We start from the raw sequence: 16,560 nt of genomic DNA, 5'->3' as shown, positions 1-16,560 counted from the left end.
TAGGCTTTTTTCTGCCGTCAACCAGTCATCGCTCACCACGTCGCCATTTTTCAAAAATTTCTGCCACTTCTTGACTAAGAGGAATTCTTGAACTAGGTCCCGTTTGTTGTATTTTTTTGACCTTTTTTTCGATCTTTTTTTCCACTGATTCCATCTCGATTAACAGTTCCCGCGCGGACTTACGCAGGGCACCTTGTCCAAAAATGGCCCATTGCTCAGTGAAGTCAGACGTCGCAACATGGATCTGTGTTTTTCGGTTATTTAAAGAAATGGCCAACTTTTCAATTCTTTCGTCGGCCGTTTCGTTTGTTCGTGTAAAAATAACTTCTACTTTGTGGTTACTTAACTTTTTTTCAGTTCCTTTTACATACTGGGCATCAAATACGACAATCACCCGATATCCGGAATACGCCTGGTACTCCGCCATTTTTTCAATTAAACGATCTCTTGCTGCAGCTAAATCTTTATTTTTCAACGTTCTTAATTCTGGCCAATCTCCGATTATGTTATAGCCGTCTACAATCAGGATGTCCATTTTCTTCACCCAAGTGGGTAACGTTTTCGAAAAACTTCATACATAAGAAGCGCCGCGGCAACAGAAGCATTTAATGAGGTTACCTTCCCTTTCATCGGCAAGCTAATAAGGAAATCACATTTATCACGAATTAATCGTCCCATTCCTTTTCCTTCGCTTCCAATTACAAGTCCAAGTGGCATTGTTCCATCAAAAGAGCGGAAATCTTCTTTTCCTTTTGCATCCGTACCAGCGATCCAAACACCTCGCTCTTTCAACTTGTCAATCGTTTGAGCCATATTGGTTACCCGGACAACAGGGATGTATTCAATTGCTCCGGTAGAGGCCTTGGCCACGGTAGACGTTAATCCCACTGCTCTTCGCTTCGGGATAATAATGCCGTGAGCCCCAACCGCATCAGCCGTTCTCATGACGGAACCTAAATTATGGGGATCCTCAATCTCATCTAAAAGAATAAAGAAAGGAGCCTCATTCTTTTTTTCCGCAGCAGCAAATAGATCCTCTATCTCTGCGTATTGGTAAGCGGCAACTTGGGCAACTACACCTTGATGATTGCCCTCCACTAAGCCATCAATTTTTTTCTTCGGTACAAATTGCACCATTACATTTCGTTCTTTCGCTAAGCCAATCACTTGCTGCATTTGCCCTTTTTGAGAACCTTCAGCAATCAGAACCTTATTCACATCACGATCAGATTTTAGCGCCTCAATTACTGGGTTTTTTCCGATGATATAATCCTGACTCAACTTAAGCTCCTCCTTTCTTTTCACTAACAAAATTTAAAGAAAGCAACACCAATTCTTCCAGCCGCTCTTCTCTTTTTAGTAAATATAAATAACCGATTAAGGCCTCAAAAGCAGTACCGTACCGATAGGTCTGCACATCTGTGTTTTTTGGTACGGTACCTGATTTCGCATTTCGCCCTCTCATCACTACCGCAACTTCTTCATCTGTTAAAAGTTGTTCATCAAGCATATACCGGATAATACTTGCTTGCGCCTTTGCAGATACATATTTAGTTGCTTCTTTATGAAGGTTATTCGGTCTCACATTCCCATTTTTCAAAAGATGCTCCCGAACATATACTTCAAAAACAGCATCACCCATATAGGCTAACGCTAGACTATTTAATTGTTTTACATCTAAATTGCTATCGTATTGGAGCATCCGTATTAGCCTCTTTTCCAACGAATGCCTTGAGGAGTATCCTCTAAAATAATATTCATTTCCTTCAGCTGATCACGAATTTGGTCCGCTAATTGGAAATTACGTTCCTTACGTGCTTCGATACGTTTTTGGATCAATTCTTCGATTTCTTCATCAAGAAGAGCTTCCTCTTCAAGCGTTAATCCAAGCACGCCAAATAGTGACTTAAACTCGTTCATGAATGCTTCAATCACTTCAACCGCTGTATTTTTCTCGATCAAATAGAGATTCGCAAGCTTGGATAAATCAAACAGAACGGAAATTCCATTCGCTGTATTAAAATCATCATCCATTGCTTCAATGAATTGTTTTCGTAGAGCTTCAATTTGCTCCAACCATTTTTGATTGTCCTCAGTGAGGTTTGTACTTGCATCCATACGGTGCTTGAGATTTTGATAAGATGTCTTAATACGCTCAAGCGCTGTTTTCGTATTTTCCAGGAGCTCATCTGTATAGTTAATCGGATTACGATAATGAACAGAAAGCATGAAAAATCTTAGAACCTGTGGATCATGATGCTTAATAATGTCATGAACAAGGACAAAATTGCCGAGAGACTTTGACATTTTTTCATTATCAATATTGATATAGCCATTGTGCATCCAATACCGAGCAAATGCTTTTCCAGTTAACGCTTCAGATTGGGCAATTTCGTTTTCATGGTGTGGAAACGCCAAATCCTGTCCACCTGCATGAATATCAATCGTATCGCCTAAATATTTTCGCGCCATCGCGGAGCATTCAATATGCCAACCTGGTCGACCTTTGCCCCACGGACTATCCCAAGAAATTTCTCCAGGCTTAGCCGCTTTCCAGAGCGCAAAATCAAGGGCATCCTGCTTTTTTTCTCCAACAGCAATACGTGCACCTACTCGTAGCTCATCGATTGATTGATGGGAAAGCTTCCCGTACTCCTTGAATTTACGTGTATGATAGTAGACGTCACCTTCAGATTCGTAGGCAAATCCTTTTTCGATTAACGTGTTAATAAAATCGATAATAATATCCATATTTTCCGTTACACGTGGATGCACATCCGCTTTACGGCATCCTAGTGCATGAACGTCCTCATGATAAGCCTCGATAAAACGGTCCGCGATTTCAGGAACAGTTTCTCCTAATTCATTCGCCACACGAATAAGCTTATCGTCTACATCCGTAAAATTGGAAACATAGTTCACATCATATCCGCGATATTCAAAATATCTTCGAACCGTGTCAAAAACGATTGGTGGGCGACCATTTCCGATATGAATATAGTTATAAACCGTAGGTCCACACACATACATTTTAACCTTTCCCTCTTCAAGAGGTATGAAGTCTTCTTTTTTTCTTGTTAATGTATTGTAAATTTTGATAGCCATCCTTAAAGGCTCCTTTCACGCTGTAAATCCTTGATTTCTCTTTTTAATTCTAAAATTGTATCTTCTAGCACTTTGAAGCGATCAGCAACCGGATCCGGAAGATCTGAATGATTAAGATCCTTATTCAGCTTAATGCCATCCTGAATCACGACTTTTCCTGGAATCCCAACAACCGTTGAATTAGGCGGTACCTCTTTTAGCACAACAGAGCCCGCTCCAATCTTCGAGTTTTCACCAACCGTGATGGAACCTAACACTTTTGCACCCGTGGCAATTAAGGCATTGTCCTTAATCGTTGGATGTCTTTTCCCCTTTTCTTTCCCTGTTCCACCTAGCGTGACCCCTTGGAAAACTGTGACGTTATTGCCGATTTCGCATGTTTCTCCAATCACAACGCCCATCCCATGGTCAATGAAGAATCTTCTCCCTATTTTAGCCCCTGGGTGAATTTCAATTCCTGTGAAGAAGCGACTGACTTGCGAAATGACTCGCGCGATAAAATAAAGCTTTCGTTTGTAAAATGCATGTGCAATTCGGTGACTCCAGATCGCATGCAATCCAGAGTAAGTTAAAATTACTTCTAGATATGTTCTAGCAGCAGGATCCTGATCAAAAACTACATCAATATCTTCTTTGAGCATTTTAAACATTTCTCCATCCCCCTAACGAAAAGCCTAATTCCTTACCAAAATAAAAAGCGCCCCTGTCAATAATGACAGAGACGCTTTTCCCGCGCGGTTCCACTCTGTTTAGGCCACATGAGTGGCCTCAACTTTACACTGGTAACGGCAGCATCCGCCCTAATCTACTAAAGGTTGACCTTTTTCGAAGAGGGACTCTGAGGCGCATTTCAGAAAGCAAGGGGCTTGAACCAATTTTCAGCCAAGGCGAAATCCAAATTTCAACCAAGTTGGTCCTCTCTTTAAAGCATTGCTTTCTTACTTTTCCTCATCAACATTTTTTGCATTATATATTTACAAAGGCTCTTTTCTCAAACTTTGTTACTTTTGGAACAAAAAATCAATTAAGTAATCTTTGTTTTCAATGATAACTAGTCGTAAACTAATGAGAAAAGAGCTTACAAACTAGTTACGATGCACCAAATGGCTATTTCTACGTTAAAATCGGCCGCTGGCCAACGGCAGTAGGATTTTAACAACAGTCTTTACGAAAACAGCCTTTACGAACTACATTGTGATTCAATTCTGGTATATATACTATATTATATTTTTTTTAATCTGTTAACAAGAAGTACGCTTCTTCCTTATAAAAGCTCTTTTAAACGCTGAATGACTTTATCGCGACCAAGTAGAGCAATGGCTTTTGGAAGATCCGGTCCATGTGTTTGACCCGTTGTCGCAACACGAATCGGCATGAACAGCTTTTTCCCTTTTTGACCAGTGCTCTTTTGAACAGCCTTAATAGAAGCTTTTACACTTTCAGCATTCAATTCTGTAGACTGCTCTACCTCTTGTAAAAAGGCTGCTAAAACTGCTGGAACATCCTCATCAGCAAGAACTTCTTTCGCTTCCTCGTCTCTCTCTACTTCATCCTTAAAGAATAAACCAGACAGTTCAACAATCTCAGCTCCATAGCTCATTTGCTCTTGGTAAAGTGCAATTAAGTCTTTTGCCCACTGTAATTCTGCGTCATTCATATCCGCGGAAACACGACCCGCTTTGACAAGATGAGGCAAGGAAATCTCCACAAGTCTTTCAACATCAATCGTCTTGATGTATTGATTGTTCATCCAAGCTAATTTTTGCTTATCAAATAACGCAGGTGATTTCGATAAACGCTCTGCATCAAAGCTTTTGATTAGCTCTTCTTTCGAATATATCTCCTCTTCTCCTACAGGAGACCAACCTAATAGAGCGATAAAATTGAATAACGCCTCTGGAAGATAACCTAATTCCTCGTATTGCTCAATAAACTGAATGATAGACTCATCACGCTTACTTAGCTTTTTACGACTTTCATTCACAATAAGCGTCATATGACCAAATACTGGCGCTTTCCAGCCGAACGCTTCATAGATCATTAATTGCTTTGGTGTATTAGAAATATGATCGTCTCCACGAAGAACATGAGAAATCTTCATCAAGTAATCATCCACTGTTACAGCAAAGTTATAAGTTGGTGTACCATCTTTTTTAACAATAACAAAATCGCCACCAACGCCATCAGATTCGAAAGAAACATGGCCTTTTACCATATCGTCAAATCCATAAACCTTTCCTTCTGGAACAAGGAAACGAATGCTTGGCTGTCTGCCTTCTGCTTCAAATTGTGCTTTTTGTTCTGCAGTGAGGTGACGGCATCTACCAGAGTATCCGGCAATTTGTTTGGAATCACTTTGTGCTTCTCTTTCTGCTTCTAGTTCTTCCTCTGTACAATAACATTTATACGCTAGCCCTTTATCAAGAAGCTCTTTGTAATAAGTTTCATAAATATCGTTTCGCTCAGATTGACGATATGGACCAAATCCGCCATCTTTATCGATGCTTTCGTCCCAATCCATGCCGAGCCATTTTAAATACTTTAACTGGCTTTCTTCGCCACCAGCGATGTTACGCTTCTTATCGGTATCCTCGATACGGATAACAAACGTACCTCCAAGATTTCTTGCAAAAAGATAATTAAATAATGCTGTACGTGCATTTCCTATATGTAAATGTCCCGTTGGGCTTGGTGCGTAACGGACACGAATATCGTTTGACATAATGATCCTCCTATATATATTTGAGATTTATCATACCACGCTAAAATAGCGAGATCGAGCCTTTATTTCACTTTTTGAAGCAAGACAACTGCTTGAGAGGCAATGCCTTCTCCACGCCCAGTAAAACCGAGTTTTTCTGTAGTTGTTGCTTTCACATTAATTTGTTCCGGTTCACACTCTAAAAGTTCCGCAATTCGATTTTTCATTTGTTCTATATAAGGTGCCATTTTTGGCTTCTGAGCAATAATCGTACAATCGGCATTCACAAGCTCATAGCCTTTTTCCTTAATCATGCCCCAAATATGTTCTAATAACTTTGCTGAATCTGCATCCTTAAAAGCGGGGTCTGTATCAGGAAAATGTCTACCAATATCCCCTTCCCCAATTGCTCCTAAGCAAGCATCTGTGATCGTATGTAATAGTACATCTGCATCAGAGTGTCCTAGTAATCCTTTTTCGTAAGGGATCTCAATTCCACCGATAATCAGCGGTCTACCTTCTGTTAATTGATGTACGTCAAAACCCTGTCCAATTCGAAACATCATTTCTCACCTTTCGTCTTCCGTAAAATAGCCTCTGCAAAGTATAAATCTTCCTTTGTCGTCAGCTTTATATTATCATAACTACCTTCTACGATCTTTACCGGATATGGCAGTCTTTCGACAAGGCTTGCTTCATCGGTTCCTAAAAAATCAGCTTCCTGCGCACGCTTATGTGCTTCTTTCAAAATGGAAATACGAAAAGCTTGTGGGGTTTGAATCGCCCACAAGCTTGACCTATCCACTGTTTCTACCACTTCGTTGTGTTGGACTCTTTTAATCGTATCCTTGACCGGAACGGCAACTACCGCTGCACCATCGTCCTTGGCCACTTCTACTAATTCATGAATGAATTTGATATCGATAAAAGGTCTTGCCCCATCGTGTACCAAAATCACGTCATCAGTGCTTGCTGCCATAAGCCCATTATAAACACTATGCTGACGTTCTTTCCCACCGTACACAAGACTAGAAACTTTTTGAATATTATATCGCTCAAGGAGCTTTCGAAACGACTCTTCATCCTCAGGTGAAATGGCTAATATCATCCCTTCACATTGAGGGTCCTGTTCAAAAACTCTTAATGTATGAATCAATACTGGTACATCGTTCAATTCTAATAGAAGCTTATTTTTCCCCGCTCCCATTCTTTTTCCCTGACCAGCTGCAGGAATAATGACTTCGTAAGCCATAATTAATCCCCTCTTACAGTGCTCTCTCTAATAACTTGGGCTTCGCAAAAATCATTCGACCAGCAGATGTTTGCAATACGCTCGTGACAAGCACTTCGATATGCTTTCCGATATAATCACGACCGCCTTCTACAACTATCATCGTACCGTCATCTAAATAGGCAACCCCTTGATTTTGCTCTTTCCCGTCTTTTATAACTTGTACATGCATTTCCTCACCTGGGAGAACAACAGGCTTAACCGCATTCGCCAAATCATTAATATTGAGGACAGCAACCTTCTGTAATTCACATACTTTATTTAAATTGAAGTCGTTTGTCACAACGACACCATTTGTAATCTTCGCTAACTTAACTAGCTTACTATCGACTTCTTGAATCTCTTCAAAATCACCTTCATAAATTTCTACCTTAACAGAAAGCTCTTTTTGAATTCGATTTAAAATATCAAGACCACGTCGCCCTCGATTTCTCTTTAATGCATCAGAAGAATCCGCAATATGCTGCAATTCTGCAAGAACAAATTGTGGAATGACAACCGTTCCTTCAAGAAATCCTGTTTGGCAAATATCCGCAATTCTACCATCGATGATGACACTTGTATCCAATATTTTTAACACATTCTTATTAGCTGGTTCCGCCTCTTCTTCAGCAGTCTTCTTCTTATTTCTTGTAAAAAGAGTCATAAGTTCATGACGTTTTTTCAGACCGACCTGAGAGCCTAGGTACCCAAATAATAACGTTAATAAAATTGGAGCTACCGTGTTCAACACTGGCACTTCAATCATATTTAAGGCAAATCCCACTAAAAAGGCAATCACTAATCCGAGAATTAACCCAACACTACCAAATAAAATATCCGTAATTGGAACCTTTATTAAAGACTCCTCAAACCATTTGACAAAATCAACGACATAATCAACTGCCCAAAAAGTAATAAGATAGAATATAAGTGCACCAATTATGGCAGTCATGTAAGGATTATTGAGTATGGTTACATTTTCTAAATTGATTAAAGTTAATAGATCGCTAATAAGGAATATCCCTAGCGTTCCACCTGTTATAAGGAAGCAAGCTTGAATAATACGCTTTAACATCCCCTTCACCTCCTTCTATTCATTATAAACAAATTCTATAAATTGAAACGTAATATTACATAGTTTTTTCAGTATTGTTAATAGAGTGAAATACTTTTGTTATATTAGAAAAATGACAAGCCCATTAGACCCATATAAAAATTGTATGTTCCTCATTAAGCGTAGCACCGTGAAAAAAAAGTGTCAAATGAGATGATTTAACAACTAAGGGATATTCGAACAAAAAACGAACATTTGATATAATATTCCTAAAATAGTTTGTTTTTAATACATTCCTATATGACTTTATATCTACTTCGTTCGTTTTTAGCAAATTCTCCATCCAATAAAATATATAACTTATCCCAAAATACCAATTTTTAACATTTTAGATTTGTCGATCTGCGAATAATTGCTCCTTAATCAGCTTCAAACCTTCTTTGATTTTTCTCGCCCTCACTTCCCCAATCCCCTCAACCTCATCTAGCTCCTCCACTGATGCCGCCACAATATGACGCAGCTCCTGAAAACGCTCAACGAGATTCTCAATAATAACAGGAGGTAGTCTCGTAATCTTATTAAGCATCCGATACCCTCTTGGGCAGCGAAATTCATCAATATGGACATAGCCTGTATACCCTAGCAATTTCAGCACAGCCGCATCCTCTAGCATTTCTCCGTGAGCTAGCTCCTGCAACCTTTTAAGTGTCTCTCTTGGTTTGATATCCTTTGTTGCAGTATAATCTTTAACAACTAATGCCGCTTCTGCTTCAATATCTGTTAAAAGCTCGTTCATTTGCAAGCGTATGAGCCTCCCTTCTGTACCTAATTCATTTAGATAGGTCAGTAGCTCATTCTTAATCCTTAACACCATTTCAAAGCGGCGTATGACTTTGATGATATCGCTATAGGTGACCATCTCTTCAAATTCCAATACACCGAGGTTAGCAATGCTTTGCTCAAGAACAACCTTATATTTTTCCAATGTTTGTAGCGCCTGATTCGCTTTTGCTAAAATCACGCCAATGTCACGCAATGCATAGCGAAAATTACTTTGATATAACGTAATGACATTTCTTCTCTGTGAAATTGCAATAACAAGCGCTTTTGTTTGTTTTGCGACCCGCTCAGCTGTACGGTGGCGCATCCCCGTTTCCGTTGTGGGAATACTCGGATCAGGTGCGAGCTGTGCGTTCGCAATCAAAATTTTATCTCCGAATTCATTTAAAATAATCGCCCCATCCATTTTGGCCAATTCATATAAAAAGCTTGGGGAAAATGAACAATCAATTTGAAATCCTCCATCAACGATCCCTTTTACTTTTTCATATTCGCCAAAGACAATTAACCCTCCTGTATTGGCACGGAGGACATTATCGATCCCCTCTCGAATCGGTGTACCAGGAGCAATCAGTTGAAGTATCTCAGCAACAGTGATATCAGTCGACCTTTTAGTTTCCAAGTTCTGTCCTCCTCTGTTTTATATACTGTATAGGGGTAATCCTCTTCTTTAAAGATATGGCAGCATAGGTAAAATATTCAGCGACAAGCTTTAGTATTCACAAATTTAATCTTAAGCATAAGAAAAAAATGGACCCAAATAGGATCCATTTTAAAACGGCATAGAATTAAATACCTTATCAATGACTTCGGTTAACGTGTTACATGAGATGACTTCTATATCGGTAAAAGCTTTCGGGTTTCGCAAGGCATTGCGTGCAATAAAGACCTTTTTATAGCCCATTCGTTCAATTTCACGAATGCGTGGCTCAAGTGTAGGAACCTTTTTCAATTCACCTGTTAAACCAATGTCTGCAATGAAGACAACATCATTCGGAATCCCTTTTCCCTTGTAAGAAGAAACGATGCTCATTAATACAGCGAGGTTGCTCGATGTTTCTTTCAGGCGAATACCTCCTGTAGTCTTGATGACCACATTTTGTGTAAGCATCTGTAGTCCCGCTCTTTGCTCTAAAATAGCTGTCAGGGTACTAATCTGATCTTTCCGCATACATTCCCCAACTCGCGACGGATACGGAGTAAACGTAGGAGAGACCAGGCTTTCTACCTCAACAATAATCGGTCTTGTTCCTTCCTTAATAACTGTTAACGCACTTCCACTAACAATCTCATTTCGTTGGGTAATAAAAAATTCCGATGGATTATCAATCGCTCTTAAGCCATTCTCCTCCATCGAGAAGAAGCCCATTTCCCCTGTACTTCCGTAACGGTTTTTGCTAGCAGAAAGCTGCTTAAGCTCCTCGCCTTCTTCCCCATCTAAAATAAGCACTGTATCAACCAAATGCTCAAGAGCACGAAGACCAGCTAATTCATTATCCTTCGTCATTTGCCCAACCATGATCACGGCCCTTGGACGCTCGGCGCTTTTTGCTACCTTGAGCATCGCATTCGCACATTCCATCGTCTGCGTCGGGCTTCCGGGTCTGGAAGGATACTCGTCTAGCACAAAAGTTTGAATACTATCAATAATAATTATGTCCGGATCAATCGTCTCAATAATGCCAAGCACATTATTCATACTCGTATCGGAATGAATCCAAATATTCTCGTGAATGCTTGGAAGAATTCGCTCCGCCCGATTCTTGATTTGACTTTCACTTTCTTCCCCTGATGCATACAGAACTTTAAATCCCTTTGAAGCTAAATCCTGACTGACTTGTAGCAACAAGGTAGACTTCCCCGCCCCTGGTACAGCGGTAATAATCGAAAGAGAATCTTTAACGATTCCTCCACCCATGACGCGATTAAATTCAGAGATAGAAGTCACGAGGCGATCGCTTTTTGACGAACTCGTATCTAATAAACGCTTGACCGCAATATTGCTTTTTGCCGCTCTCGGTTTTGTTTGTTTGGATTCGGCCCCGGTGATTTCTTCTTTTAGCGTCCCAAGCTCACCACAGCCATTACAAAATCCTTGCCATTTTGGATGGGGGGTCTCACAGCTTGTACATATATAAACCGTTTTTACTTTTTTCAACTCGATCATCCTCGTCCCATATTGTCTTACCTCTACCTTATTACAAATTGCTCGAAAAAGAAATAAGGTATCCGCAGGGAGTTCCCGCGAATACCTCTATTGTTTTACTTATTCAATTGTGGGGTTCCTGCTTTCACAGTAAACTCCCCATTTTCAACTTCGATCGTAATCGTTTGTCCAGTGAGAACTGTTCCTCTTAGAAGTTCTTCCGATAAACGATCCTCGATATGCTTTTGAATCGCTCTTCTTAACGGACGTGCTCCGTATTCTGGATCGTAGCCTTCCTCAGCAATTTTCTCAATCGCTGCAGCTGTAAGCCTAAGATCAATATCCTGTTCTTTTAGACGCTTGATTAGAGAATCAGACATTAAGTTAACGATATTCGTTAAGTGCTTTTTCTCTAGTGCATGGAAGACAATGATTTCATCTATACGGTTTAAGAATTCTGGACGGAATGCTTTTTTCAGCTCTTCCATTACTTTGCCCTTCATATCCTTATAATCTTGCTCATTGTCCTGAAGGTTAAAGCCGACATACTTATTTCGTTTTAGTGATTCTGCTCCCACATTGGAAGTCATGATTAATACCGTATTACGGAAATCAACCGTTCTTCCTTTAGAGTCTGTTAAACGTCCATCCTCTAATACTTGTAAAAGGATATTAAAGACATCTGGATGGGCCTTCTCAATTTCATCAAGAAGAATAACAGAATACGGCTTTCTTCTGACTTTTTCAGTTAGCTGACCGCCTTCCTCATAGCCTACATAACCAGGAGGTGAACCAACAAGTCTTGATGTAGAGTGCTTTTCCATATACTCGGACATATCGACACGAATCATCGCATCTTCATCGCCAAACATCGCTTCAGCTAAAGCGCGAGCAAGCTCGGTTTTCCCTACCCCAGTAGGTCCTAAGAAGATGAATGAACCAATTGGTCTCTTCGGATCCTTTAAGCCAGCACGGGCTCTACGAACGGCTTTCGAAATGGCATTAACCGCTTCTTCTTGCCCAATTACACGAGAATGTAAGATTTCTTCAAGGTTAAGGAGCTTTTGTGTTTCAGTTTGTGCTAGCTTTGAAACCGGAATTCCCGTCCAGCTCGAAACAACACTCGCAATATCTTCTACCGTTACCTCTGTGTTCTCCTTGCCCTGCTTTTCTTTCCACGATTTCTTTGTTTCTTCCAATTGTTCACGTAAACGTTGTTCAGAGTCTCTTAAGGAAGCCGCCTTTTCAAACTCTTGGCTTTGTACTGCAGCATCCTTTTCCTTTCTAACCTCTTCTAGCTTCACTTCAAGCTCCTTAAGGTTAGGAGGCGTTGTATAAGAACGAAGCCTTACCTTCGAGCCTGCTTCATCAATTAAATCAATCGCCTTATCTGGAAGGAAGCGATCAGAAATATAACGATCCGATAGCTTCACTGCTGCATCAATTGCTTCGTCTGTAATCGATACACGGTGATGGGCTTCATAACGATCCCGTAACCCTTTTAAAATTTGCACGGATTCTTCAGCAGTTGGTTCATCCACCGTAATTGGCTGGAAACGACGCTCCAACGCTGCATCCTTTTCGATATATTTACGGTATTCATCAAGAGTTGTCGCACCAATACATTGAAGCTCTCCACGAGCAAGAGAAGGCTTTAAGATGTTTGAAGCATCAATCGCTCCTTCTGCTCCACCGGCACCAATTAAAGTGTGTAACTCATCAATGAATAAAATAATATTGCCAGCTTGGCGAATTTCATCCATAACCTTTTTCAAGCGGTCCTCAAACTCACCGCGATATTTCGTTCCGGCAACAACCGTTCCCATATCTAACGTCATAACTCTTTTATCACGTAAAATTTCAGGAACTTCGTTATGCACGATTTGTTGGGCAAGCCCTTCAGCAATCGCGGTTTTCCCTACTCCAGGTTCTCCGATTAACACTGGATTGTTCTTCGTACGGCGACTTAATACTTCAATCACCCTTTGAATTTCCTTGCTACGGCCAATAACCGGATCAAGACTTCCTTCTCGAGCAATCGCTGTTAAGTCACGAGCAAGACTATCAAGTGTCGGTGTATTAGCACTAGCGGCAGAACCTCCTTGATGCCCACCTGACTCATTGCTTCCTAGAAGTTGTAATACCTGTTGACGTGCTTTATTTAGGCTTACACCTAAGTTATTCAACACACGAGCGGCTACGCCTTCGCCTTCACGAATCAATCCAAGTAGAATATGTTCCGTTCCCACATAGGAATGACCTAGCTTACGCGCTTCATCCATGGATAGTTCAATAACCTTTTTCGCTCTTGGCGTATAATGAGGGGTTTGTGAAGCATCTTGCCCTCTTCCGATGAGGTTTTCTACCTCTTCTTGAATTTTGTCAGAACCTAGACCTAATGCGTATAGGGCTTTTGCCGCGATGCCTTCTCCTTCTCGTACAAGACCAAGAAGTACATGTTCTGTTCCGATATTGTTATGACCTAAACGATTTGCTTCCTCTTGGGCTAAAGCTAATACTTTCTGCGCTCTTTCTGTAAATCGTCCAAACATCATCTCTATATCCTCCCTATCATGTAAGATTTTTGGCGAATAGCCAAAATATCTTTCCTTTATGATTTTTGGCAACAGCCAAACTATCTTGCCTTTATTGTTCCAAGTTCAATCGTTCTCGTATTAAGGAAGCTCTCCGTACATCCCGTTCATCCGGTCTTAACGGACCTCCCGCATATTGTTGTAAAAAACCTGGTTGCGTAAGTATCATCAATTCATTCAAAATGTTTTTCGAGATATTTTTGATATACCCCATGTCAATCCCAAGCCTTAGATCCGATAAACAACTCGCTGCTTCTTTGCTCTCAATGATACGGCAGTTTGATAAGACTCCATAGGATCGAAACACTTTGTCTTCTAATTCTATGTTCGAAGTTTTCGCTAATGCTTCTCTTGCTGATCTTTCCTCAGCAATCAATTGAGCAACTACACTTTGTAAATCCTCAACAATATCTGTTTCAGATTTTCCTAACGTAATTTGATTAGAAATTTGAAAAATATTCCCTAAAGCCTCGCTGCCTTCTCCATAAATTCCTCGTACGACCAATCCAAGCTGATTAATTGCAGGAACAATACGCCCCATCTGATGGGTTAACACTAAACCTGGAAGATGCATCATCACCGATGCTCGGAGTCCTGTTCCAACATTGGTTGGACAGCTGGTCAAATAACCAATATTCTCATCAAAAGCATAATCTACATGCTGTTCGATATGGTCATCGATCTCATTCGCAACCTTCAAGGCTTCCGCTATTTGCAGGCCTGGGTACAAGCACTGGATGCGAATATGGTCCTCTTCGTTGATCATGATGCTCACTTCTTCATTTTCTGAAAGAATGCAAGCACCTAAAACCGAATTGTTCGCGAGATTCGGACTGATCAAATGCTTTTCAACCAAAACTCTTTTTTGTAATGGCTGTAGTTCATCCATCACCAAAAGCTCCAGGCTTCCAATCGTTGAAAAATGTTGACCTTCTACACTTCGATAGACGGATTCAATGATTTTTTGCCCTTCCTCACTTGAAAAAACAATCGGGAATTTGTAATCGCGAACGTTTCGAGCCAAACGAACCCGTGAGCTTAAAACGATATCGGAGTCAGGACCCTCTGCACTCATCCAAGAGCTTACAGCTTGATTTAAGAATTTCTCCAACGACATCTTAATTCCCTCCCTCATCACGTTGATCTAATTGTTTTTCTAATGAACGAATTTGATCGCGAATTTCCGCTGCTTTTTCAAATTCTTCACGCGTGATGAGTTCTTGAATCGATTGTTTGAGGGTTTCAATGTTTTTACGTAAGTGTAGTCCTCCACCAATGCGACTTGGTATTTTTCCATTATGTGTCCCGTCCCCGCTATGCAAACGTCTTAAAATAGGATTGATTTGCTCTTTAAATGTTTCATAACAGTTTGCACAACCAAAACGTCCGATTTGAATAAATTGTTGATAGGTCATCGAACATTCTTCACATTGTAATGGTTCCTTTTTAACAACTGGGGGTTGCTCAGCTTGCTGAACATGATTATGAAAATTAAGCAATCCAGCTAATAAATTATTAATCGAGAACGCTGAATTGAGCATGAAAGCTTCGCCTTTTTCCTGCGCACATTGTTGACACAAGTGCATCATCGTCTTTTCCCCATTATCTATTTTCGTAAAATGTAAAGTTGCAGGCCGCTCATTGCATTCCTGACAAAGCATCCTATTTCACCTCTTTGGCACCCTTTGACTTATTTGTATTTTAGAGTCGTGAGCATGGCTTTTAGCATTCTGGCACGTAGCTCATCCCGATAAGGAAGATCAATATATAATACAGAGCGATCCATGACGCTGAGCATTATTTTTGCTTCTCTTTTTGATATGATTTCTTCTTCAACAAGTCGGTATATCACATTTTCTGCACTATTTTGAGAGATTCGGTTATCAATTAACGATATTAATTGGTCAATTAGATCTACATAATCATAAGATTGAACTCTCATGATTCGAATGTAGCCGCCTCCACCTCTTTTACTCTCAACAATATAGCCTTTTTCTATTGTGAATCGAGTATTGATTACGTAATTGATTTGAGATGGTACGCATTGAAATCTGTCCGCAATTTCACTTCTTTTAATCTCAACGATCTCTTTTTCACTCATTTCCAATACTTGCTTTAAGTATTGTTCAATGACGTCGGAGATGTTCCTCACCAAATCCCCTCCTATCTGACTTTGACTATCTTTGACTTTTATTATACATGAGGCATATATTATTTTGCAACGGAGGAAACTTCACAATATCGTATTCACGATGTCTAATTTGAGTTTTGATGGAAGCCATTTGAAAGGAAAATTTAATATATTTTTCTAGAAATAACATACTCTAATAATTTCTCCACTTTTAACTGTTCTCAAACGTGAATTGGGGAAATGAAAGGAGAGTTAGAAGAAGGTTTTATTAGATCAAAAAAAGAGTACCCTTTGGATACTCTTTCGCTTTGCCTGGCAACGTCCTACTCTCACAAGGGGACAGCCCCTAACTACCATCGGCGCTGAAGCTTAACTTCACTGTTCAGGCTCTGGTCGTCTATGACCGTCGGATCTCTTCGTCAGGTGTACCCACTATACCCATTTAACCGGAGAAATTCCGCCTATTTATAGAGCAGTAAGTCAAATTCCTGATTTAGCCGGAATTTTTCCTCCTATTTTTCAATGTAATAAATTCAACACTCACCTTTATTAGAGCTTCGATCAAAAAAAGAGTACCCTTTGGATACTCTTTCGTTTTTGCCCGGCAACGTCCTACTCTCACAAGGGGACAGCCCCTAACTACCATCGGCGCTGAGAAGCTTAACTTCCGTGTTCGGTATGGGAACGGGTGTGACCTTCTCGCTATCGCCACCGGA

The 16,560-nt window shown here is 40.3% G+C and carries 15 protein-coding genes, 1 rRNA gene and 1 other annotated feature; all 16 genes read right to left on the bottom strand.

Annotation, left to right across the window (positions count from 1 at the left end):
* Positions 1 to 25: 25 nt before the first annotated feature.
* A complete protein-coding gene (locus FAR12_RS20155; protein ID WP_126410576.1) occupies positions 26 to 535 on the bottom strand; it encodes an NYN domain-containing protein in 510 nt (169 codons plus the stop codon).
* A 5-nt stretch (positions 536 to 540) separates the two neighbouring features.
* Complete coding sequence (gene rlmB, locus FAR12_RS20150; protein ID WP_126410575.1) at positions 541 to 1,281, bottom strand: 23S rRNA (guanosine(2251)-2'-O)-methyltransferase RlmB; 741 nt, start codon at positions 1,279 to 1,281, stop codon at positions 541 to 543.
* 1 nt (position 1,282) lies between these two features.
* A complete protein-coding gene (locus FAR12_RS20145) occupies positions 1,283 to 1,702 on the bottom strand; it encodes a Mini-ribonuclease 3 (RefSeq protein ID WP_126410574.1) in 420 nt (139 codons plus the stop codon).
* Between the two features lie 5 nt (positions 1,703 to 1,707).
* Positions 1,708 to 3,105: a cysteine--tRNA ligase gene (gene cysS / locus FAR12_RS20140; protein ID WP_126410573.1), complete on the bottom strand. Its 1,398-nt coding sequence runs from the start codon at positions 3,103 to 3,105 to the stop codon at positions 1,708 to 1,710.
* Positions 3,106 to 3,107: 2 nt separating this feature from the next.
* On the bottom strand, positions 3,108 to 3,755 hold the full coding sequence (gene cysE, locus FAR12_RS20135; protein ID WP_126410572.1) for a serine O-acetyltransferase: 648 nt from the start codon (positions 3,753 to 3,755) through the stop codon (positions 3,108 to 3,110).
* A gap of 64 nt (positions 3,756 to 3,819) precedes the next feature.
* Positions 3,820 to 4,069: a binding site (T-box leader), on the bottom strand.
* Between the two features lie 300 nt (positions 4,070 to 4,369).
* Entirely contained in the window at positions 4,370 to 5,827 is a 1,458-nt protein-coding gene (gltX, locus tag FAR12_RS20130) for a glutamate--tRNA ligase (protein WP_126410571.1), read from the bottom strand.
* 62 nt (positions 5,828 to 5,889) lie between these two features.
* The gene (gene ispF / locus FAR12_RS20125) at positions 5,890 to 6,369 is read right to left on the bottom strand and encodes a 2-C-methyl-D-erythritol 2,4-cyclodiphosphate synthase (RefSeq protein WP_126410570.1); all 480 of its coding nucleotides are present in this window, start codon (positions 6,367 to 6,369) and stop codon (positions 5,890 to 5,892) included.
* Positions 6,369 to 7,058, bottom strand: a complete 690-nt coding sequence (gene ispD / locus FAR12_RS20120; RefSeq protein WP_126410569.1) for a 2-C-methyl-D-erythritol 4-phosphate cytidylyltransferase — start codon at positions 7,056 to 7,058, stop codon at positions 6,369 to 6,371. Before ispD ends, ispF begins: the two co-directional genes overlap by 1 nt.
* Positions 7,059 to 7,071: 13 nt before the next feature.
* Positions 7,072 to 8,154, bottom strand: a complete 1,083-nt coding sequence (locus tag FAR12_RS20115) for a PIN/TRAM domain-containing protein (RefSeq protein WP_126410568.1) — start codon at positions 8,152 to 8,154, stop codon at positions 7,072 to 7,074.
* 367 nt (positions 8,155 to 8,521) lie between these two features.
* Entirely contained in the window at positions 8,522 to 9,595 is a 1,074-nt protein-coding gene (gene disA / locus FAR12_RS20110; protein ID WP_126410567.1) for a DNA integrity scanning diadenylate cyclase DisA, read from the bottom strand.
* 150 nt (positions 9,596 to 9,745) lie between these two features.
* On the bottom strand, positions 9,746 to 11,140 hold the full coding sequence (radA, locus tag FAR12_RS20105; protein ID WP_246010462.1) for a DNA repair protein RadA: 1,395 nt from the start codon (positions 11,138 to 11,140) through the stop codon (positions 9,746 to 9,748).
* Between the two features lie 95 nt (positions 11,141 to 11,235).
* Entirely contained in the window at positions 11,236 to 13,674 is a 2,439-nt protein-coding gene (gene clpC / locus FAR12_RS20100) for an ATP-dependent protease ATP-binding subunit ClpC (RefSeq protein WP_126410565.1), read from the bottom strand.
* Between the two features lie 91 nt (positions 13,675 to 13,765).
* Positions 13,766 to 14,830: a protein-arginine kinase McsB gene (gene mcsB, locus FAR12_RS20095; RefSeq protein ID WP_126410564.1), complete on the bottom strand. Its 1,065-nt coding sequence runs from the start codon at positions 14,828 to 14,830 to the stop codon at positions 13,766 to 13,768.
* A 1-nt stretch (position 14,831) separates the two neighbouring features.
* Positions 14,832 to 15,374 carry a protein-arginine kinase activator protein McsA gene (gene mcsA, locus FAR12_RS20090; protein WP_126410563.1) on the bottom strand — a complete coding sequence of 181 codons (543 nt, stop codon included), beginning with the start codon at positions 15,372 to 15,374 and terminating at the stop codon, positions 14,832 to 14,834.
* A 29-nt stretch (positions 15,375 to 15,403) separates the two neighbouring features.
* Positions 15,404 to 15,865, bottom strand: coding sequence for a CtsR family transcriptional regulator (locus FAR12_RS20085; protein ID WP_126410562.1), 462 nt, complete (start codon positions 15,863 to 15,865; stop codon positions 15,404 to 15,406).
* Positions 15,866 to 16,443: 578 nt separating this feature from the next.
* Positions 16,444 to 16,560, bottom strand: a 5S ribosomal RNA gene (gene rrf, locus FAR12_RS20080).

The sequence above is a fragment of the Bacillus yapensis genome, assembly GCF_005280205.1.
Taxonomy (GTDB): domain Bacteria; phylum Bacillota; class Bacilli; order Bacillales; family Cytobacillaceae; genus Robertmurraya; species Robertmurraya yapensis.
Note: the sequence above shows the minus strand (reverse complement) of the source record. Positions and strands in the feature narration are given on the sequence as shown.